We start from the raw sequence: 20,786 nt of genomic DNA, 5'->3' as shown, positions 1-20,786 counted from the left end.
CGATGACCGCTGACACTGAACAGCTGGCAAGGGAAGAGATGGTGCGCCTGGGGGCTTCGTTCTTCCAGCGCGGCTACGCTACCGGTTCAGCAGGCAACCTTTCGCTGTTGTTGCCAGATGGTACCCTGCTTGCCACCCCCACCGGCTCTTGCCTGGGGGAGTTGCAGGTAGACAAACTGTCGAAAGTCAGCCTGAGCGGTGAATGGATTTCTGGCGACAAGCCCTCGAAAGAGATCAGCTTTCACCGCGCGCTGTACCAGAACAACCCGGCGTGCAAGGCAGTAGTGCACCTGCATTGCACCTATCTGACCGCGCTTTCCTGCCTGCAAGGGCTGGATACGGCAAATGCCATCAAGCCGTTCACCCCTTATGTGGTGATGCGCGTCGGCCAGGTGCCGGTGGTGCCTTACTACCGCCCCGGCGATCTGCGGCTGGCGGAAGATCTGGGCAAGCTGGCCCCAAGCTACAAGGCTTTCCTGTTGGCGAACCACGGCCCCGTGGTCACCGGCGAGAGCCTGCGGGAAGCCGCGAACAATACCGAAGAAATGGAAGATGCGGCCAAGCTGATTTTCACCCTCGGCAACCGCCCAATTCGCTATTTAACCGATGATGAAATTGCCGAGTTACGGAGCTGAACCATGCCAAAATTTGCTGCCAATTTATCGATGATGTTTACCGAGCATTCGTTTCTGGATCGTTTTGATGCCGCTGCGGCGGCCGGATTTAAAGCGGTAGAGTTCCTGTTCCCTTATGATTACCCCGCCGATCTACTGGCGGAGAAACTGCAACAAAATGGTCTACAGCAGGTGTTGTTCAATACCGCGCCGGGCGATGTGGGCGCAGGTGAATGGGGGCTGGCAGCGTTACCGGGCCGCGAGCAGGATGCCCGCGCGGATATCGATCGTGCTCTGGAATATGCCATCGCCCTCAAGTGCCCTAACGTTCACGTGATGGCTGGCGTAGTGCCGCCAGGGGAAGATATTGCCCGCTATCGGGAAACCTTCATCAGCAATATCCGTTACGCCGCCGACGCCTTCGCCCCTCACGGCATCAAGGTGTTGATCGAAGCGCTCAGCCCACCGATCAAGCCCAACTACCTGTTCTCCAGCCAGCATCAGGCGGCGGAACTGGTAGCCACCATCGATCGCCCGAACGTGTTTATTCAGTTCGACTTCTTCCACGCGCAACTGGTGGACGGCAATATCAGTAATCTGATTGCAACGCTTGCCGGGCGCTATGCCCATATCCAGATCGCCTCGGTGCCAGACCGTAATGAACCCGATGACGGTGAGCTGAATTATCCTTGGCTATTCGCCCAACTCGACAAGGTGGGTTACCAAGGGTGGATCGGTTGTGAATATAAACCTCGTGGAGAAACGACGGCGGGTCTGGGTTGGGTGAAACCTTACCTGTAATCAACAACTCGTAGTGCCAACACCAGTTTCAATAATATAAAAAATAAACGCACCCGTATCGCCCCAGGGCGATCGCGGTGCCGGACTCTTACCTGAATTAAAGGCTATGCTATGTCTCCAACTATGCTACTGATCATTGCCGTACTGGGTGTCGTACTGCTGCTATTGATGGTCATCAAGGCGAAGGTTCAGCCGTTTGTCGCCCTGCTGGTCGTTAGTCTACTGGTCGCGCTTGCCAGCGGGATCCCAACCGGTGAAGTCATGAAAGTGATGACCGCCGGGATGGGCGGTGTACTCGGCTCGGTGACCATTATCATCGGCCTGGGTGCCATGCTGGGTAGAATGATCGAACATTCGGGCGGCGCTGAATCCCTGGCGCAACGTTTCAGCAAAGCGCTGGGGCCAAAACGCACCATTGCCGCGCTAACCAGTGCCGCGTTCGTCCTGGGTATTCCGGTGTTTTTCGACGTCGGCTTTATCATCCTGGCACCGATCATCTATGGCTTTGCCAAAGTGGCAAAAGTCTCACCATTGAAGTTTGGCTTGCCGATGGCCGGTGTGATGCTGACGGTCCACGTTGCTCTGCCACCACACCCAGGCCCGGTCGCGGCTGCGGGGCTGTTGAATGCGGATATCGGTTGGTTGACCATTATCGGCCTGGTCATCTGTATCCCAGTGGGGATTATTGGTTACTTCGCGGCGAAATATCTTAACCGTAAAGCCTACCCCCTCTCCATTGAGGTGTTGGAACAGCTGCAACTGGCATCCCCAGAACCGGCACCGGAAGACAGAGCCCCACTCAGCGATCGGATCAATCCTCCGAGCGCCGGGTTGATTACCGCGCTGATCGTGATCCCTATCGCCATCATTATGCTGGGTACCGTTTCTGCAACCTTGTTACCTGCCGGTTCACCAATCCGTGATGCCTTGTCATTAATCGGCTCGCCGGGCGTAGCGTTAATGATCGCTCTGGTATTGGCATTCTATTTCCTGGCAATCCGCCGTGGCTGGAGCTTGCAACACACTAGCGATGTGATGGGAGGCGCGTTACCGACAGCAGCGGTGGTCATTATGGTTACCGGTGCGGGTGGGGTGTTTGGCAAGGTGCTGGTCGAGTCTGGCGTAGGTAAAGCGCTGGCAGATGTGCTGACCACCATTGGCCTGCCATTGATCCCGGCGGCATTTATCATCTCGCTGGCACTGCGTGCCTCGCAGGGGTCGGCTACCGTCGCCATTCTGACGACCGGCGGGTTGCTGTCCGAAGCGGTTATCGGGCTTAACTCGATGCAGTTGGTGTTAGTCACGCTCGCCACTTGCTTCGGCGGCCTGGGGCTATCCCACGTTAACGACTCCGGTTTCTGGATTGTCACCAAATACCTTGGCCTGTCAGTGGCTGATGGCCTGAAAACCTGGACGGTATTAACCACCCTGCTCGGTTTAAGTGGCTTCGCCTTTACCTGGCTGCTGTGGCTGGTAGTGTAACTTCCCGGTATTGCTAGAGCCAAAACAGTTCGGCTACAGTAATGAGTATCTTGAGGCGTTGCTCCGGCAGCGCCTTTTCTCTTGTTCAGGAAGGAAGCCATGCCCACTCACACCGTTGCCCCCACCTTGATCACCGAACGTCTGATCCTGGATGCCCACCGGCTGGAAGACTTTGACGATTTGGCCGCTATGTGGGCCGATCCTGCGGTAGTGCGCTATATCGGCAGCACGCCACGCGACAAGGAGGACAGCTGGGGCCGCCTGTTGCGCTACATCGGCCACTGGAAATTGCTGGGGTATGGCTACTGGGCGGTGCGGGAGAAAAACACCGGCAGGTATATCGGCGGCATTGGCTTCGCCGATTTTCACCGTGATATTCAACCCGCACTCGATGTCCCCGAAATGGGCTGGACGCTGATCACGGCTGCGCACGGTAAAGGTTATGCCACCGAAGCCTTGAATGCCGCACTAGTCTGGGCCAAAGAGAATTTCTCACAGGACAAAGTCGTTTGTATCATCTCGCCGGATAACCGCCCTTCGCTTGGCCTGGCGAAGAAAGTCGGCTTTGTGGCAAGCCACCGCAGCGAATACCACCAGCTGCCAACGGTGGTGTTATACCGGCCGCTGTGAGTTCAAGATATCTTGGATAAAATTATCCCGTAGCGCATCAGGCCGCTGCGGGTTCCACGCCAGCCCAACCTGCCACTGCGTCTGCTCGCCGCTTAACGGCAGAATATCGACCCCAGCCGGAGCAATAAACGCAATGCTTTGCGGCAACAGCGCCACGCCTATCCCCGCCGCCACCAGCGCCAACAAGGTTTGGATATCCTCTGCCTGCTGCACCACGTTGGCCCGCAGCCCCTGGGCGGCAATAAAACGCAAAGCCTGCTCACTCAACCCTCGGCCACGCGAAGGCTCCAACTGTAACAGAGGAAAACGGTGGAAATCCGTCAACAGACTCTCCTCCTGCAACGCCATCGTTCGCGGCGCGGCCAGCACCAGCCGATCGTTCAGCAAAGGCAGAGCCTGCAAGGGAGCAACAACGGGTAAGCGCACAAATCCAGCCTGTAGATCGCCGCTTAGCAACAACTGGCATTGCCGTTCAGAAGGAAGATCCTCCAAGCCAACCACCACCGACGGAAAGCGCTGGCGAAATGCCGCCACCCGTTGCGGCGCCAGATGAAAGCTGGAAAGCCCAAAGCCTAAGGCCAGGCGCCCGGTTTCCCCCTTCACCACCTGCACCGCGTACAGATGAAACTGCTCGTATTGGGTCAATAACTCCCGCGCTCTGGGGAGCAGTGCAGCACCGTTGGCCGTCACTCGCGCACCTTGACGGCCCCGTTCAAACAGGCGGGTGCCCAGTTGCAGTTCGATGGCTTGAATTTGCTTGCTCAACGCGGGCTGGGTGATGCACAGCCGCTCGGCGGCCAGGTGATAGCGCCCCAGTTCGGCCAACGCGACAAAGGCACGTAGTTGACGATTATCCATTCCATTAAGTTATCAAAAGAGGATTTTAATTGATTATACAGTAATCGATGCGGCTGCTGTAATTAGCGAACAAAAACCCCACAGGAGCTTGCTATGACCACGACCCTTCGTGCTGCGTCGGTACAATTTCAACACCGCGCCAACGACAAGAACTACAATCTCGGCATTATGGAAGACTTTATCGCCCAAGCCGCCGCCGACAACGTACAGGTCCTCGCTTTCCCGGAAATGTGCATTACCGGCTACTGGCACGTACGCCATCTGGCGGACAGCGAAATCACCGCTTTAGCTGAGCCTATCGCCACCAGCCCCTCACTGGCACGCATCCGCCCGCTGGCAGAGCGGTATCGAATGGCCATCGGCGTTGGGCTGATTGAGCTGGGTGAAGACGGCCAGCTGTACAACGCTTATGCGGTTTGCCTGCCGGATGGCCAAACCCATGTGCACCGCAAGCTCCATCCTTTTGAACATCCGCTAATCGCTAAAGGCGATAGTTATACCGTGTTTGACACCCCTTGGGGCGTACGCATGGGGATCCTGATCTGCTGGGACAACAACCTGGTAGAGAACGCCCGTGCCACTACGCTGCTGGGTGCCGATATTCTGTTCGCCCCTCACCAGACCGGGGGGACAAATTCACGCAGCCCGCACGGCATGAAGCCGATACCGCTGCCGTTATGGCAGCAACGTAAAGAAAATCCGGCGGCGATCGAAGAGGCTTTTCGCGGCGAAATTGGCCGCGGTTGGCTGCTGCGCTGGTTGCCTTCTCGCGCCCATGATAATGGCCTGTTTATTCTGTTCAGCAACGGTGTGGGGCGAGACGATGATGAGGTGCGCACCGGCAATGCGATGCTGCTGGATCCTTATGGCCGTATCCTGTCAGAGACCTGGGCAGCGCAGGACGCCATGGTCACCGCCGATCTGGATCTGAGCTTAATCCCCATGAGCAGCGGGCGGCGTTGGATCCACGGCCGTCGGCCAGAGCTCTATGGATTGTTGACCGAGCCGCAGGGATATGAGCGCGATCCCCGTACGGCGCGTTTTTCATTGCAACCGACCACGGTATTGGGCAAGCCCAATAAATCGATGGATTAGCTAGAGGAGAAATTAGACGGGTACCACATTCAACTAAACGGGCACAGCATGCAGCGCCCCTACCTATGGAGTCGGCTAACGCTAGAGGTTTGTCGATCGTTTCAATAAGTTACCGGCAAAAAAAATCCGCCCCTAAAAGGCGGATTTTCATTGAGCATGACCAATAGGGTCACACGCTCATGCCCGAAGGCATGGGGAAATCTTAGAAGCGGTAACCTACACCCACATTCCAGGTGCCAACGTCAACGCTGCGGATACGGCTCTGCTCGTAACCCACGTCCAGAGCAACCTGTTGCATTGGGTTGAACTGCAGACCAGCACCGTAGGTGAAACCGTAGTCGCTGGTGTTGTTGTGGTCTGAACCGTCTTGAGCGTTGGAAGTGAATTTACCATAGCCCACACCGATCACACCGTAGATGCTCGCCCAATCGTTGAAACGATAAGCAGGACCCGCAGTGATGGAGTTGTATTGTGCTTTGTTGTAGAAGCCGTCTTCAGAGTTGTTCTTTTCCAGGTGGGTGAAAGAACCGATCACACCCAGTGGGCTGTTGTCGTACTCGTAACGGTACTTCAGGTTGAAACCACCGGCCTTGTTGGCAACGCCTTGGAGATCGCCCTGGGCATAGCCAGCGGATACGGTGCTCTCACCAGCAAATGCGGTACCTGCTGTTACGGCCAATACACAAGCTGCTACTGCGGAAAGACATGCAATTTTTTTCATAACCACCTCAAACGCGTTTTATTATTAAAGTGCTTCAATTTCTCATACATTGAAAATATAGCAAAAATTAGCGTGAAACTCTGCCTTTAAATGAGTGTCTAAATCTTTGTATCGTGTAACAGAAGATTTCAAGAACACTATAGCATGCTAATTTTCCTATATTTTTCGCGAATTATACTCCTTTTTGTGACGCTAATCACCTATCTGAGTTCCAGAATACTCTTAAAAAAAGCGCACTTATTGGTTGCTTGAACCAAGTTGGCGCATATTTTTGACAGATTCAACCCGGTCCCCCGTTTTTCGTCAACACCTTGCTGCCAATTCCTTTACACTGTGCAACACCTGAACTCATTACCTTCCCAGACGCTGGGGAGTTCCATAAGGCCAGAAAGGATGTCTTCGTCTGTAACCACTAAAGCGTCTTCCACGCTGGTGCCCGTGTGTTTACTGATCATTGCCATGATCTCGATCCAGAGCGGGGCTTCATTAGCCAAAAGCCTGTTCCCGCTGGTGGGTGCCGAAGGCATCACCACCCTGCGCCTGAGCATAGGTACGCTGATCCTGTTTATCATTTTCCGTCCGTGGCGCATGCGTTTCGCCGCCGGTAGCCGGTTGCCCTTGCTGATCTATGGTCTGTCACTGGGGGCGATGAACTACCTGTTTTATCTTTCTTTACGCACGGTGCCGCTGGGCATTGCGGTGGCACTGGAGTTTACCGGCCCGCTGGCGGTGGCAATGTTCTCTTCCCGCCGCCCGATCGATTTTATCTGGGTGGCGCTGGCCATTGCCGGTTTGTGGTTCCTGCTGCCGCTTGGCCACGATATGGGCAGTATCGATCCAGTGGGGGCAGCTTGTGCGTTGGGTGCCGGTGCCTGCTGGGCGATATACATTATTTTCGGCCAGAAGGCCGGGGGAGATCACGGGCCGGGCACCGTAGCCGTGGGGTCATTGATCGCCGCTATCGTGTTCTGCCCGATCGGTGCCTGGCAAGCCGGCAGTGCGCTGTTGAACGTGGATATTCTACCGGTGGCGTTGGCCGTCGCGGTGCTGTCTACCGCGTTGCCTTACTCATTGGAAATTATCGCGTTACCCAAGATCCCCGCCCGTACCTTTGGCACCCTGATGAGCCTGGAACCGGCAATGGCCGCCCTTTCCGGCATGATCTTCCTCAACGAACATCTTAACCAAACGCAATGGTTGGCATTGGCCGCCATCATTACCGCCTCCATGGGGGCCACGTTAACCATCAAACCCAAGCCACAGGTTGAAAGCCTCTCGTAAGCCCGCTGGCGCCTGGCGGAAAGTCCCCGGCGCCACGCTCAAAAGGTTGCATGATTGCAAGCCAGTTAACTTTTTTCCTGAACAATAATAGACATACTCTCAGCAAGTCTTTTATTTATTAGGGAGCATCAGGATGATCTATGGCAGTTTGTACAACCCCCGCTTTGGACGTGGTCTCTCACCCGCTTTAGCCAATATCCTCAATACCGTACGTCAGTATGATTTGCCTAACCTGCCGTTGGGCCGGCACGAGATCGATGGCGAACGGGTGTTTATGAACGTGATGGAGCTGATGACGGAGCCAGCAGAAAGCAAACGCGCCGAGCTTCACCAGGAGTATCTGGATATCCAGATCCTGATCGGCGGTGAAGAGCGGATCGATTTTGGCCTGCCAGACAGTTGGGAAAGCAACGATCTTTACGATGAAAGCAAAGATCTGCAATGGCTGGATATCAAACGCAGCCCGCAAACCCTGAACCTAATGCCGGGTATGTATGTGATCTTCTTCCCACTGGAGCCACACAAACCCGGCTGCCAGATAACTGAGCCGAAAAACATCAAGAAAGTGGTGGTGAAAGTCCACTACGAACTGCTGCTTTGACGCCAAAGAGCCGGTCGCTTGACCGGCTCCCCCTCACCAGAGGCTATTCCACCGCAATTGGAGTATCGACGAGTTTAACTTCACGGTCACCTTGCAGCGTTTTTATCTTGTTTTGGTACTCTTTTACTTGTTCAGCATTGTTCAGCAAAGTGTAAGTCAGCTCGAAATCGGTACTCTTCCCAGGCTGTAATTGTTTGATTCGCCCCTGCTCACGTTCGATTTTTACCGGATACGCGTAGCTGGTCCCTGGCTCAATCCCGGTAACATAGCCCTGGCGTTCAGTATCCGTGTTTTTCCACAACGTCAAAACTGGCAACTGGTGAGTATCAAAACCAATTGCAACTCCCCGATCCGCTTTCTTGTTGTTCATCATCGCCAGGGTTTTTCCTTGAGAATCACTGTAAGGCACGATATTGAACACCATCTCATCAAAGCCTTTGGTAGGCCCCAGGTAAGTATGCCAATCTTTCAAACCGCCCTTGGCATAATCATTAAACGGCGAAATCTCCTTGATTGCCGCACTGAACACCGCTCCCTCTTCCAGCAGCGGCTTACCGAAGTTACTGTGATAAATAATCTGATAGTCACGCGGATAATCAGCATGATTGGTTAGACGATCGTGAACCGTAAACTGCTGCGCACCAGGGACGTAACGCAGTTCAGTCCAGGTTTCCAGATTACTTTTCTTAAAGGTATTTTCTTTCAGCAGACCGCGGATACGGATTTCATATGGTGCTTTTTCTGCAATCTCTACCACCACCTTGGAAGCCGGGGTATTTCCTGCACGGCCATGTAACGTATACAGCGTGCCGTTTTCTACGCCCGGGTGCCCGGTCCATTCGTAGCCGCAGCGCACCAGCATTTCGTTAAAACCGTCAAGCCAACCCACACCGTTGCGACTCTCCAGGTTGATATAAGCCGGGTTGACTACCTCGGTCACCGGCGAATCCCACCCCAACCTTACGCCGGAACCGTTGACATGCAGAATATCCATACCGCGCGTTGGGCTAAGGGTGATGGTCAACCCCTCACTGGTCAGGGTAAGGACTTTCGATCCCTCTTGCTTGCCACCATGCAAGACTTGCTGTTGCAAGCTGAAGCGCGGAGCGGGAATTTTCAGCTGTGAGCTGTCAATCCGCCAATTGCCAAGTTCAATACCGTTCTCACTGTCGGTTAATACGATAGTTTGAGCACCGGCATACCCAGAAATCAAAGAGATAGCGAGCGAAAGCACAGTAAGCTTGTTCATTTATTGTTCCTTCCTGGTTAGCTGAATGGTTTTAGCAAAACCATCACAAACTAAGTTCTTAGCCCACTTGAAAATGCGATGAGGGTCACTTTTTCTACAATGAGGATGGATAAAACAAAAATTTCGTGACTTACAGCGAGAAAAATCATGAATATTGAAGCTTATCTGACAAATTAATCAGATGAAGATCATGTTCCAGGCTGAAGTAGATTCAGCCTGGAACAGAGGCTCATGCCTAGCGAATATAAAAAGCTGAATCGAATAAAGCTCTCTAACAGAGGCTTGCCAGAAAAGCCGCTGTTTCCGCCGGAGAGCGCAGTTGGATAAAACGAATATGGCGATTGGCTGGGTCCTGCTGGTCCGCCAGATACTTTATACGATTCTTGCGGTAGGTTTTGATGGTCCACAGGATGATCGACTCACGGCTAAAGAAAGAGCGGCGAAAGCTCTCACAATTGCCGGTATCGGACCAGAGCTCAGTCTTGTGCCAAGCCCGCACCGACGCGCGGCGAACGGCCTGCCATAGCGTGCGACAGAATCCGTAGTCAACCCAGACAACCCAGTCAACGTCCCGCCATTTCACGGCTTTGGTCCGGGTATAGTTGCCATCCAATACCCACCCCGCAGGGGCTGATACCAACGCCTGTTCGACCAGGTGCAAGAACTCGTCATCTGAGGCATTTTGCCAGTGTGGCCGCCAGTAAAGCTTATCCATTTCGATATAAGGTACGGCCAGCTTTTGCGCCAATTGGCGGGCAACGGTGCTTTTACCGCTGCCACTGGTGCCCACCACGTTAATTTTCATGCTTTCCGTCGGTATCCATTTTAACTGACTTATAGACACCTGATATTACAATAGGTCTGCTGCATTTCACTCATGAGGGTTTATAGAATTAACCTTAAATGTCAGTCTATGCTCAGACCCAATAAAACTTCTGACACCCTCCGCATCGGGTAATGCTGATAAAGCTCCTTTTTGTGTCGTCGCCAGCGCGCCACAGGCGCTGGCTTGCGTCAGGGCTAATTTCAATTGTTCAAAATCCTGCAAACCATTTCCGAAAGAGATATTTGCCAACAATCCAGCGATAAAGGCATCTCCTGCCCCCGTCGTATCTAAACTATTCACCTTGTACGAGTCTACGTGTATGACCAGATCTTGCCATAAGGCGATAGCCCCTTGGATACCACGGGTGACAATTTTAAGGCTAGAAGGAAATCGCTTTACTCTTTCCAGCGCTTTTTCATAATGAGTCGTACCGGTTATCCAGTATAATTCTTCTTCTGAGAGTTTTAAAATATCTGACTGATGAGCAAATTCAGTGACCGTTGCCAGCATCTCCTGTGGATTTCCCCACATTTTCTCCCGCAGGTTGACATCAAAGCTCAAGATGCCACCGCGTTGCTTTAGTAAACTTATCGCCTTGACCAAGGTCTCACGGCTCTGCTTGGCAACCAGAGCCAACGAACAAAAGTGCAATATATCATCACCAAAATCGGGTAGATTTTTAGAGGATAAAAACTGGTCGGCAGAAGGATTCACCAGAAATGTAAAACTGCGATCGCCATCATTCCCCAGCGCTACCAGCACGGTACTGGTATGATATTGCTCATCAAATTGTATATACTGCGTTTCGACTCCCTCTGAATAGAGCGTTTGCTGGAGAAAGTGGCCAAATGGATCATCACCAACTCTGCCAATAAAACCACAATCACATCCCAAACGAGCTGCACCCACAGCAACATTTAACGGCGCACCACCAGCGCAAGCTTTATATTGCCTATCTGGCTGAGGTAATAAATCGATTACCGCATCACCAACCGTCCACAGTTTCATGGTATTTCCTTAACGACACAATTTTAGAATAAATATTTGAAGCGCACCCTCATGCCATAGCGCATATCGGTGTCACCTGGATTTATCGTCGAAGCATCCAGCCAGGAAGCATAAGCCCCTAGGTAGGTATTAAAGTTTGGCATATCCATAATATTCGGCAGTTGCCAGGAGGTATGAATGGTGTGGATATCGTAGTTTCCTGGTGCCAGGATCGCGCAATCGCCGTCGCATTCAGCATTCACACTGTCCATATTGAAACGGTCGATTTTATTATGCGCGTAGATATAGCCTAGCTCAACGCGATGCCATAGCGCATTGATACCAGCGCTGAAGTTCTTTTCATCCGTCGCATCAAGATATGCGGTACTCAGGTTCACCACCGCCCCGTTCTGCGCATCGGTTTTCAGCGTGTTCCAGCTCATGGTCATGCCGTAGCCGGTACGCCTGGACTGATCGACCCAAAGGCCCTGCTGATTCTGATAGCCGTAGGCATTATTAACGAGGTTGCTCTCCAGCGCGGCAGCCACCGACCACTCGCCGGATTGCCACGCGGCTACAGGGCGCACGTAAACGACGTTTTTACGGCTATCCAGCGCGTTGCCGTGATAGTTCTGGTCGACAAACAGCGAACTACCGTCCTCCACCAGCGTATTCACTTCAAAATACCAGTTATCAAGCGTTTTACTGAACAGGAAGTTGCCGCCGCTGCTGCTGCGCCCGCGCCCCTCTTTCATCATGTAAATGTAGCCGTAGCCGTCGGAATACAGGTCGTTGGCCGTATTACCAGAATATTCAATAAAGGTATCCTGATTAAGCGGAAAAATATCAAATGCTTCAAAACGGCCCATTTTAATCTTCCAGTCATCCTGCTGGCCGAAGAAAAATGCCGCATCGTCAAGATTCATTTTTCCATTCATATCCGCAAGCGGCTGTACGCTGAAACCGGCATATTTCCCATTCGACCCTTTACGTAATCCATCAAAGCCAAGCAGTATACGCCCGTTAATATCCCAGCGTTCTTTATCGCCCGGCGCCCAGTTTTTATTAGCGCTGGTTTTCAACGAGGTTAGACTGCCGGTACGGCTAGCGCCATCCATATTAAACTCAACGTCACCATAGAATTTTAATTCACCATAGTCATTAAGCTGTAATGCTGGCTTGGTCGGCGTCACATTGGCCACCGTGACCGGTGTATCCTGCCGTTTCAGCGCACGAATCTCCGTCTCCGCACGGACGGCCCGCTGCTCGGTCTCGTTCAGCCGCTGTTCCAGGTACGCCAAACGCTCCTCGATGGATAGAGGTGCTTGGGCGTTCGCGTAAGCGCTTGCTAAAAGCGTGAGCAAACATCCGGCCCGGACTTTTTTCACATGTAAACCATCATTATTTTTCATCGTTAATCCATTATTATTTAATTTATATTTATGGGTAAAACTCGATGATAAAGACAATAATTACCCACCCGTCATGACAAACGGGTTATTAACATATTTAAAACCTATGCTTTAAATCGTTCGGGATGTGATACCAGCGTGCGCAATACTTTAGTTACCACATCCCTGACATATAAATAGATTATTCGAGCTGCCAGGCCCCCGCCTCGAATAGGGAAGCCGAACCGCTCCAGGCAAATAGCATTAGCTCACGGCGCGCAGCGTCCGGATAAATACGGCTACTGAGGCACGCTTCACCATCATTAGCAAAAACTTCCACGGAGGAGCTATCAAAGAACAACCGCAGTTTAAGCGATGCTCCTGCTGTCAACGGTACGCTTCGTACCCCGCACAGGCCATACTGCGGATAACGGCGCTCCAGAACCAGACGCTGCATCTGCGCATCAACATAAACGCGCAGACCGTCGCCGAAGCTGATGCCATACTGTTCTGCGCTGCTGTTAGCACAATCCCAGTTTAGGATCACCTCCATCGCTTCACAGTTTTCCACCATCGTGGTCTGCTGATTTTTCAACGTACTCACTGGCCATGGGAACCACGCGCCACGCAGGCCCTCTACCTCTTTGGCCGGGCGCATTTGCAGACGGTTGTCTGCGCCGAGGCTCAGTTCTCGCGGAAGAGAGAGCATTCCCGCCCAGCCATCTTGCTGTTCGGGCAACGGCGATTCCCACATATCCAGCCAGCCGATAACGATGCGGCGGCCATCGGGAGTCAGGAAGCTTTGCGGTGCATAAAAATCGTGGCCGTGGTCGAGTTCAATAAACTCGCTTTTGCGAACAAACGGCTGCCCCGGTTGCCACTCACCAAGCAGATAGCCGCTCTGGAACAGATTACGGTTGTTGAAACCTTCAGCCGCCATCCCCTGGGGAGAAAACATCAGGATGCGTTTATCCTCGAGGGTGAAGAAGTCCGGGCACTCCCACATATAGCCCATCTCTGTTTCCGCCTCATCAAGGACTCCGGCATCGTGCCACTGATGCAGGTCGGCGGAACGGTACAGGCGCACCTGGCCGGTCTCGCCATCGCGAGCGCCGACTATCATGTACCAGCTATCTCCTTCTCGCCACACCTTCGGATCGCGGAAATGGTGCAGACCCGGTGGAGTATCCACCACGATCCCCTGGCGCTCGAAGTAGACGCCGTCGCGGCTAGTAGCAAGACACTGCACCTGATAAAGGTTAGCCTCATCGCTGGCGTCGCCATGGAATTTATGCCCGGTATAAATCAACGCCAGCGTGTCGCCATCAACAACCGCCGAGCCAGAGAAACAACCGTCTTTATCTTCCGGGCCTTCCGGAGCCAGCGCGATCGGCAGGTGCTCCCAATGAACCAGATCTTTACTGCGCGCATGGCCCCAGTGCATCGGCCCCCACTGCGTGGAATACGGATGATGCTGGTAAAAAGCGTGATACCACCCGTCAAACCAGACCAGACCGTTAGGATCGTTAATCCAGCCCGCGCGTGCGGCAAGATGGTAGCGCGGATACCAACGCAAGTTCAGCGTTTCACGTTTAGCCTGCAGTTCCTGTTCAGCCTTGGATATTGAATACGTCATAGTCTTTACTCTTTTCAATCATATAGCGGAAGGTTGCGGCATCAGAGGATCTGAAGATAACTTACTGGAGCGCAACAGGAAGATGGAGATAAAGGTGGTGCAGAACACCAGGAGTCCCATAATCAGATAGGACTGGGCAAAGCCGTATTTTTCGTAGCTATAGCCTGCCAGCGGCGACAGTACCGAAGCGATAACCGAGCTGGTGCAGGCGAACCCCACCAGATAGAGGGTGGCAGACAGGCGTTTGTCGAAATTCAAGCTGTTGTATTTAAAGATAGCGACCAGCAGGATCGGCAGCTCTACCGCGTGCAACAGTTTAGTGATGGAAATCAGCAGCGGCCCTTCCACCAACCCGGAGGCCACCATACGCAACGCCATTACCATCCCGGCGAAAATCAGACCATTTTTCGCGCCGATGCGGTTCACTAACCACGGGGCGCAAAACATCCCGGCGGCTTCGAGGAACACCTGGAACGAGTTGAGATAACCGTACATGGCGTTGCCTTCCTGCAACGTGGCGAATTGTGAAGAGAAGTAAACCGGGAACTGCTGATCGTAAACGCCGTAAATACAGGTACCGATGACGAAAAACACCAGCGCCCAAAAGCGCGGTAGCGTCAGCAGACGCAGCACATCATCCAGCTTCACTTTGCCACCGGACACCGCCTCCTGCATCGCGTGCGGTGCAGAAGACACCCGCAACCGCGCCAGCAGGATAAAGAACACCAGCCCGGCACAGCTGGAGACCGCGAAGTTGAGTTTCGGGTTGATGTTAAACAGGAGCCCTGCGAAGAACGTCGCCACCGCCCAACCCAGCGATCCCCACATCCGCGCCTTGCCGAATTCGAACTGGCTCTGGCGCGCCACGCGTTCGGTGTACGATTCGAGCACGCCTATACCGCCGTTAAAGGTTATGCCGATATAGATCCCACCGAAGAGACTCCCGAGCAATATATTGATTTGTAACAGATAACTGAACAGCAAATAGGCAGGCCCGGAAAGGATTAACAGCCCGGTAAGGGTCCAGAGCAGGTTTTTACGCAGGCCGAGTTTATCTTGGATAAAGCCGTAGAAGATTTGCGCCAGTAGTGCGGAGACGGAAAGCACCGCGTAGATAATCCCGGTGTCTCCCGCTTTCAACCCCACTTCCTGGTGCAACCAGATAGAGAGTAAAGAGCCAGTAGAGGACCATGACACGAAAAAGAAGAACAGTAATGCACTGAGTAGTGGGTAGCTGTGAGAGTGATGCGCTTTCATAATGGCATTCTCGTGTTGAAGTAATGCTCGCATGGTAACGTTAACAAATAAAAAAGCGCTTGTCGTTTTGCTGAGATTCATGATGTTAATCACAAAAGTTAACGTTAACATAAAAAAAGTGAGATCGCGATCATAAATTACTCGCTACGGTTCTTTCGCTTTCTACGACAGAATAGCCGCTGAACCTTTTACATCAGTAACTTCGTCGTATAGCCTGTTACCTGAAAGCAATGAAGAGAGTAATAGATATGGCTTCTCTAAAGGATGTGGCGAAACTGGCCAATGTGTCGCTCATGACGGTCTCCCGCGCGCTCAATAGCCCGGAAAGGCTCAAGCCTGAGACCTTGGCACGCGTGCAGCTCGCCATCAATGAGACCAATTACGTTCCCGATTTGTCAGCGAAAAAAATGCGTGGTGCTCATGCTACGCCGAATACTATCGGGGTGCTGGCTCTCGATACTGTTACCACGCCATTCTCGGTGGAAATCACTCTGTCGATCGAAGAGACCGCCCGGGCGTATGGCTGGAACAGTTTCGTGGTAAATATGTTCTCTGACGATAATCCAGATACCATTGTCGACCTTTTGCTTTCACACCGGCCGGACGGCATCATCTACACCACCATGGGGTTACGTCAGGTGCCACTGCCGACCAAACTGCTCACCCTCCCGTGCGTGCTGGCCAACTGTGAAAGTTTGCACGATCCTGTCGCCAGCTACATTCCGGACGACGAACAAGGTCAGTTCGAGGCGGTCCAGGCTCTGCTCGCGGCAGGTCATCGTCAACCACTCTGCCTGCATCTGCCAAAACACCATCTTGCCACCTTGCGTCGCCGTCAGGGACTGGAGCGCGCCTGCCGGCAAGCAGGTATCAATCCTGACACCCTCATGCATGTCTATATGGAGCATGGCGATGAGCATTACCGTGATATCCCAGCCATTGTGCTAGCGCATATCAAGCAGGGTAATCCGATGTTCGACTCGGTCATATGCGGCAACGATCGTATCGCCTTTATGGTCTATCAGACACTACTGGCGCAGGGCCTGCGCATCCCACAAGATGTGGCAGTCGTGGGTTACGACAATATGGTCGGCATTGGCGAGCTATTCTTGCCGCCGCTCTCGACGGTACAACTGCCACATTACGAAATAGGTCGTCATGCTGCGCTGCATATTATCCAGGGCAAGACGCAGACCGATACGGTCAAGATACCCGCGCCCTTGCTCAACAGAGACTCGATCCATAGCAAACTGTGATGGTACAAAAAAGAGTTACGGCGCACACCCTGGGGATAATTGGCTATCAATATGAATTAATGGAAAAAACAAGCCCTATTTCAACGCTCAGAAACACCCTGCAATAATTGCGCATTGAAATATCCCTTCAATCGGTGTCTATTATTAGTGGGGGATCTCAACCCTTATCCTCTAAAAGCTTAAAAACGTTTCTTATCAACACATCACGAATCATAAAATATGCCATACGCCTTTCTACTGAAAATATCCAGCGGTTATTGCCTATTTATTTAATCGCCCTTTTCGCCCTGCAAAATAAATTTAAGCTGCTATAATTTCTCCCGTAACAAAATAGGAAGAATACCCTATGGATTTCAAGTTGCAGCTAGGCGACAAGCTATCTCATCCCCAGGAGCTTACGTTTAGTAAGTGACTGGGGTGAGATAGTGCAGGTAACAACGCTGCAGCTTGAAAGACGACGGGTATACACCCATCAAGAAGAGGATATCTATATGAGTACCGCTAAACTGGTGAAAACGAAATCTTCTGACCTGTTGTACACACGTAATGACGTGGATGAGCAAACCAAGCAGGCCGCAATCAAGGCGCTGAACCATCAGGTTGTGCAGTTCATCGATCTGTCGTTGATCACCAAGCAGGCGCATTGGAACATGCGTGGTGCCAATTTTATTGCCGTGCATGAAATGCTCGACGGCTTCCGCACCGCCATCACCGACCATCAAGATACTTTTGCAGAACGTGTCGTACAGCTCGGTGGCGTTGCGCTGGGTACGGTACAGGTGGTGAATGACAAAACCCCGCTGAAAAGCTACCCGACCAATATTCACAGCGTGCAAGATCACCTGAAAGCGCTGGCCGATCGTTATGCAGCCGTCGCCAACGACATCCGCCAAGCCATCACGGAAGTTCCGGATGAAGACACCGCAGACATGTTCACCGCTGCATCGCGCGATCTGGACAAGTTCCTGTGGTTTATCGAATCCAATATCGAATAAAGCCAGGCATATTGGCACGAAACAACAGGTTGTGGGCCTTGCCCCAGCCTGTTTTTTTATCTGCAAGCCGAGTTGTATAAAAAACAGGCTGGATTACACTGATTATGATCCAATCAGGGTTGCAAGCATTCACAGGTTCAATAGTGAGGTGGTCATGGCAGGCGGATGGACAGCGGACGGCGCGGTGCAGGATCAAATCGACTCAACGGTAGATGATGCCGTACAACGTGCTCGTCAGGCGCTCGGCCACGGCGAAAGCGAACACTATTGCCAGGAATGTGGCACAGAGATCCCCGAAGCCCGGCGTCTGGCGCTACAAGGGGTGCGTTACTGTGTTAACTGCCAGGCTGAAATGGATAAAAAACAGGCCGACAGCAGCCTGTTCAATCGCCGGGGCAGCAAAGACAGCCAGCTGCGTTAACCCGACGTCCCTTCAAAACACGCCTGTTTGCACCAAATGAAATCGGACTATGGCTATAAAGTTAGAGTTAGTTATCATTATTGATCGATAATTGTTAATTATCGGTTGTTTCCCGGCTATTGTTTAGTTGATGATAGCTCAGTTGCACCACCACGGTCGCGCCGCACCATTTTGGTGCCCACCCATGGTGCATAAAAATTATAATTGGCTATCCAAACCCAACATCACAACGCAACCCCTTGTTTTTATAATGATTGCAAACTTGGCACGATTCTTCCATAGCACAAAATGCAACATAAAAAATGGGTAATCCGCAACCTGTACAGGAATTCCTCTCATGAAGTCTATTTTTAAAGTTTCCCTGGCCGCACTTTCCCTGGCCTTCGCCGTTAGCTCTCACGCAGCAGACAAGCTGGTTGTCGCCACGGACACCGCTTTCGTGCCGTTTGAATTCAAACAAGGTGACCAATACGTCGGTTTCGATATCGACCTGTGGGCAGCGATTGCCAAAGAGCTGAAGCTGGATTACACCCTGAAGCCAATGGACTTTAGCGGCATCATTCCTGCGCTGCAAACCAAGAACGTCGATCTGGCGCTGGCCGGTATCACCATTACCGACGAACGCAAAAAAGCGATCGACTTCTCCGACGGCTACTATAAAAGCGGCCTGCTGGTGATGGTCAACGCTAACAATGACAGCGTGAAAGGCATCCAGGATCTGGACGGCAAAGTGGTGGCAGTGAAGAGCGGCACCGGCTCGGTGGATTACGCCAAGCAGCACATCAAAACCAAAGATCTGCGTCAGTTCCCGAACATCGACAACGCCTATATGGAACTGGGCACCAAGCGTGCTGACGCCGTGCTGCACGATACGCCAAACATCCTGTACTTCATCAAAACTGCAGGCGCTGGCAAGTTCAAAACCGTAGGCGAATCCCTTGAAGCCCAGCAGTATGGCATCGCCTTCCCGAAAGGCAGCGACGAGCTGCGTGAAAAGGTCAACGCCGCACTGAAAACGCTGCGCGACAACGGGACTTACAACGAAATCTATAAAAAATGGTTTGGTACCGAACCTAAGTAATTGATGAAGTTAATAAGCCAATAAGTTAATAGTTAAGCACAGGGGAGGTGTACCCGCCCCCTGTGCTTTGTTGTTTATTGATCCCCTTGCTTGGATCACCGGGAGATAACACTATGCAATTCGACTGGAGCGCCATTTGGCCCGCCATCCCAATTTTGTTAGAAGGCGCCAAGATGACCCTGTGGATTTCGGTCCTCGGTCTGATTGGCGGCCTGATCATCGGCCTGGTTGCCGGCTTCGCCCGCACCTATGGCGGCTGGATCGCCAACCATGTGGCACTGGTATTCATTGAAGTGATCCGCGGTACGCCGATTGTGGTACAGGTGATGTTTATCTACTTCGCCCTGCCAATGGCCTTTAGCGATTTCCGCATTGATCCTTTCACCGCCGCCGTGGTCACCATCATGATCAACTCGGGCGCCTATATTGCGGAAATTACCCGTGGTGCGGTGTTGTCGATCCACAGCGGTTTCCGCGAAGCCGGGCTGGCGCTGGGGCTGTCACGCCGCGAGACCATTCGCTATGTCATCATGCCGCTGGCACTGCGCCGCATGCTGCCGCCATTGGGAAACCAGTGGATCATCAGCATCAAGGATACTTCGCTGTTCATCGTGATCGGTGTAGCGGAACTGACCCGTCAGGGGCAGGAAATTATTGCCGGTAACTTCCGTGCGCTGGAAATCTGGAGCGCCGTTGCGGTGGTGTACCTGATTATTACCCTGATGCTTAGCTTCGTGCTGCGTCGTCTGGAAAGAAGGATGAAAATCCTGTGATTGAATTTAGAAACGTCTCCAAGCACTTTGGCCCGACCCAGGTGCTGCACAATATCGATCTGCATATCAAACAGGGTGAAGTGGTGGTGATCATCGGGCCTTCTGGTTCCGGTAAATCAACCCTGCTGCGCTGCATCAACAAGCTTGAAGAGATCACCAGCGGTGAACTGGTGGTCGACGGCCTGAGGGTGAACGATCCGAAGGTGGACGACCGCCTGATCCGCCAGGAAGCCGGTATGGTGTTCCAACAGTTCTACCTGTTCCCGCACCTGACGGCGCTGGAAAACGTGGCCTTTGGCCCAATCCGCGTACGCGGTTTGAAAAAGGCCGATGCCGAAAAGCTGGCACACACGCTGTTAGCCAAGGTTGGGTTGGCCGAGCGTTCTCACCACTACCCTTCCGAGCTTTCGGGTGGGCAGCAGCAGCGGGTGGCCATTGCCCGGGCGTTGGCGGTGAAGCCTAAAATGATGCTGTTCGATGAACCCACCTCGGCGCTCGATCCGGAATTGCGCCACGAGGTGCTGAAGGTTATGCAGGATCTGGCCGAAGAAGGCATGACGATGGTGATCGTGACTCACGAAGTCGGCTTTGCCGAAAAGGTGGCCTCACGCCTGATCTTTATCGACAAAGGCCGGATTGCCGAAGATGGCAACCCTCATGACCTGATCAACAACCCGCCAAGCCCACGCCTGCGCGAGTTCTTGCAGCACGTTTCCTGAAGCGATAAACAAAAAGCCCCGCAAGGGGCTTGAGACTGCTGACAAACCCTCACCGGGCTTACAATGTAGGGGCGCTGCATGCTGCGCCCGTCTGGATAATCAATGGGTTAGC

21 protein-coding genes are annotated in these 20,786 nt (G+C 52.8%); 13 read left to right on the top strand and 8 right to left on the bottom strand.

What is annotated here, in order from left to right; all coding sequences use genetic code 11:
- Window positions 1-2: 2 nt before the first annotated feature.
- From otnC to WN53_RS16765, 4 genes are all read left to right on the top strand, one after another.
- Window positions 3-635 (top strand): 3-oxo-tetronate 4-phosphate decarboxylase, encoded by a 633-nt coding sequence (gene otnC / locus WN53_RS16780; protein ID WP_024484552.1) that lies wholly within the window; start codon window positions 3-5, stop codon window positions 633-635.
- Between the two features lie 3 nt (window positions 636-638).
- Window positions 639-1,415, top strand: a complete 777-nt coding sequence (locus tag WN53_RS16775) for an HPr family phosphocarrier protein (RefSeq protein WP_024484553.1) — start codon at window positions 639-641, stop codon at window positions 1,413-1,415.
- 111 nt (window positions 1,416-1,526) lie between these two features.
- Window positions 1,527-2,897 carry a GntP family transporter gene (locus WN53_RS16770; protein ID WP_024484554.1) on the top strand — a complete coding sequence of 457 codons (1,371 nt, stop codon included), beginning with the start codon at window positions 1,527-1,529 and terminating at the stop codon, window positions 2,895-2,897.
- Window positions 2,898-2,996: 99 nt separating this feature from the next.
- Window positions 2,997-3,527, top strand: a complete 531-nt coding sequence (locus WN53_RS16765) for a GNAT family N-acetyltransferase (protein ID WP_024484555.1) — start codon at window positions 2,997-2,999, stop codon at window positions 3,525-3,527.
- Here WN53_RS16765 and WN53_RS16760 read toward each other — a convergent pair.
- The gene (locus WN53_RS16760; protein WP_024484556.1) at window positions 3,510-4,385 is read right to left on the bottom strand and encodes a LysR family transcriptional regulator; all 876 of its coding nucleotides are present in this window, start codon (window positions 4,383-4,385) and stop codon (window positions 3,510-3,512) included. The two genes, WN53_RS16765 and WN53_RS16760, sit on opposite strands and share 18 nt — an antisense overlap.
- Before the next feature lie 93 nt (window positions 4,386-4,478).
- Here WN53_RS16760 and WN53_RS16755 point away from each other — a divergent pair, with 93 nt between their 5' ends.
- Window positions 4,479-5,480: a nitrilase family protein gene (locus WN53_RS16755; RefSeq protein WP_024484557.1), complete on the top strand. Its 1,002-nt coding sequence runs from the start codon at window positions 4,479-4,481 to the stop codon at window positions 5,478-5,480.
- Between the two features lie 202 nt (window positions 5,481-5,682).
- On the opposite strand, the gene ompX is transcribed toward WN53_RS16755, so the two are convergent.
- Complete coding sequence (ompX, locus tag WN53_RS16750; RefSeq protein ID WP_024484558.1) at window positions 5,683-6,201, bottom strand: outer membrane protein OmpX; 519 nt, start codon at window positions 6,199-6,201, stop codon at window positions 5,683-5,685.
- Window positions 6,202-6,594: 393 nt separating this feature from the next.
- Between ompX and rhtA the strand changes: the two genes are divergently transcribed.
- Window positions 6,595-7,482 carry a threonine/homoserine exporter RhtA gene (gene rhtA, locus WN53_RS16745; protein WP_024484559.1) on the top strand — a complete coding sequence of 296 codons (888 nt, stop codon included), beginning with the start codon at window positions 6,595-6,597 and terminating at the stop codon, window positions 7,480-7,482.
- Between the two features lie 133 nt (window positions 7,483-7,615).
- Complete coding sequence (gene nanQ, locus WN53_RS16740; protein WP_024484560.1) at window positions 7,616-8,083, top strand: N-acetylneuraminate anomerase; 468 nt, start codon at window positions 7,616-7,618, stop codon at window positions 8,081-8,083.
- A 43-nt stretch (window positions 8,084-8,126) separates the two neighbouring features.
- Here the strand turns inward: nanQ and WN53_RS16735 are convergent, their stop codons facing one another.
- The 6 genes from WN53_RS16735 to WN53_RS16710 form a co-directional block, all read right to left on the bottom strand.
- Window positions 8,127-9,332: an aldose 1-epimerase family protein gene (locus WN53_RS16735; protein WP_024484561.1), complete on the bottom strand. Its 1,206-nt coding sequence runs from the start codon at window positions 9,330-9,332 to the stop codon at window positions 8,127-8,129.
- A 271-nt stretch (window positions 9,333-9,603) separates the two neighbouring features.
- Entirely contained in the window at window positions 9,604-10,137 is a 534-nt protein-coding gene (locus WN53_RS16730; RefSeq protein ID WP_024484562.1) for a shikimate kinase, read from the bottom strand.
- A 66-nt stretch (window positions 10,138-10,203) separates the two neighbouring features.
- Window positions 10,204-11,166: an aminoimidazole riboside kinase gene (locus WN53_RS16725; RefSeq protein ID WP_024484563.1), complete on the bottom strand. Its 963-nt coding sequence runs from the start codon at window positions 11,164-11,166 to the stop codon at window positions 10,204-10,206.
- A 23-nt stretch (window positions 11,167-11,189) separates the two neighbouring features.
- Complete coding sequence (locus tag WN53_RS16720) at window positions 11,190-12,557, bottom strand: carbohydrate porin (RefSeq protein WP_161629426.1); 1,368 nt, start codon at window positions 12,555-12,557, stop codon at window positions 11,190-11,192.
- A 181-nt stretch (window positions 12,558-12,738) separates the two neighbouring features.
- Window positions 12,739-14,172 (bottom strand): glycoside hydrolase family 32 protein, encoded by a 1,434-nt coding sequence (locus WN53_RS16715; RefSeq protein ID WP_024484565.1) that lies wholly within the window; start codon window positions 14,170-14,172, stop codon window positions 12,739-12,741.
- 18 nt (window positions 14,173-14,190) lie between these two features.
- Window positions 14,191-15,432: an MFS transporter gene (locus WN53_RS16710; protein ID WP_024484566.1), complete on the bottom strand. Its 1,242-nt coding sequence runs from the start codon at window positions 15,430-15,432 to the stop codon at window positions 14,191-14,193.
- Window positions 15,433-15,677: 245 nt separating this feature from the next.
- Here WN53_RS16710 and WN53_RS16705 point away from each other — a divergent pair, with 245 nt between their 5' ends.
- From WN53_RS16705 to glnQ, 6 genes are all read left to right on the top strand, one after another.
- Window positions 15,678-16,685 carry a LacI family DNA-binding transcriptional regulator gene (locus tag WN53_RS16705; RefSeq protein WP_024484567.1) on the top strand — a complete coding sequence of 336 codons (1,008 nt, stop codon included), beginning with the start codon at window positions 15,678-15,680 and terminating at the stop codon, window positions 16,683-16,685.
- A gap of 491 nt (window positions 16,686-17,176) precedes the next feature.
- Window positions 17,177-17,680 carry a DNA starvation/stationary phase protection protein Dps gene (gene dps, locus WN53_RS16700; protein ID WP_024484568.1) on the top strand — a complete coding sequence of 168 codons (504 nt, stop codon included), beginning with the start codon at window positions 17,177-17,179 and terminating at the stop codon, window positions 17,678-17,680.
- A 154-nt stretch (window positions 17,681-17,834) separates the two neighbouring features.
- On the top strand, window positions 17,835-18,101 hold the full coding sequence (locus tag WN53_RS16695; protein WP_024484569.1) for a DksA/TraR family C4-type zinc finger protein: 267 nt from the start codon (window positions 17,835-17,837) through the stop codon (window positions 18,099-18,101).
- A 337-nt stretch (window positions 18,102-18,438) separates the two neighbouring features.
- Window positions 18,439-19,182, top strand: a complete 744-nt coding sequence (gene glnH, locus WN53_RS16690) for a glutamine ABC transporter substrate-binding protein GlnH (RefSeq protein ID WP_024484570.1) — start codon at window positions 18,439-18,441, stop codon at window positions 19,180-19,182.
- 113 nt (window positions 19,183-19,295) lie between these two features.
- The gene (gene glnP, locus WN53_RS16685) at window positions 19,296-19,955 is read left to right on the top strand and encodes a glutamine ABC transporter permease GlnP (RefSeq protein ID WP_021805129.1); all 660 of its coding nucleotides are present in this window, start codon (window positions 19,296-19,298) and stop codon (window positions 19,953-19,955) included.
- Window positions 19,952-20,674 (top strand): glutamine ABC transporter ATP-binding protein GlnQ, encoded by a 723-nt coding sequence (gene glnQ, locus WN53_RS16680; protein WP_021180508.1) that lies wholly within the window; start codon window positions 19,952-19,954, stop codon window positions 20,672-20,674. Before glnP ends, glnQ begins: the two co-directional genes overlap by 4 nt.
- The last annotated feature ends 112 nt before the right edge of the window (window positions 20,675-20,786 follow it).

It is taken from the genome of Serratia fonticola (assembly GCF_001006005.1).
Taxonomy (GTDB): domain Bacteria; phylum Pseudomonadota; class Gammaproteobacteria; order Enterobacterales; family Enterobacteriaceae; genus Chania; species Chania fonticola.
The sequence above is the reverse complement of the archived record's forward strand: the minus strand, read 5'-3'. Positions and strand labels throughout refer to the sequence as shown.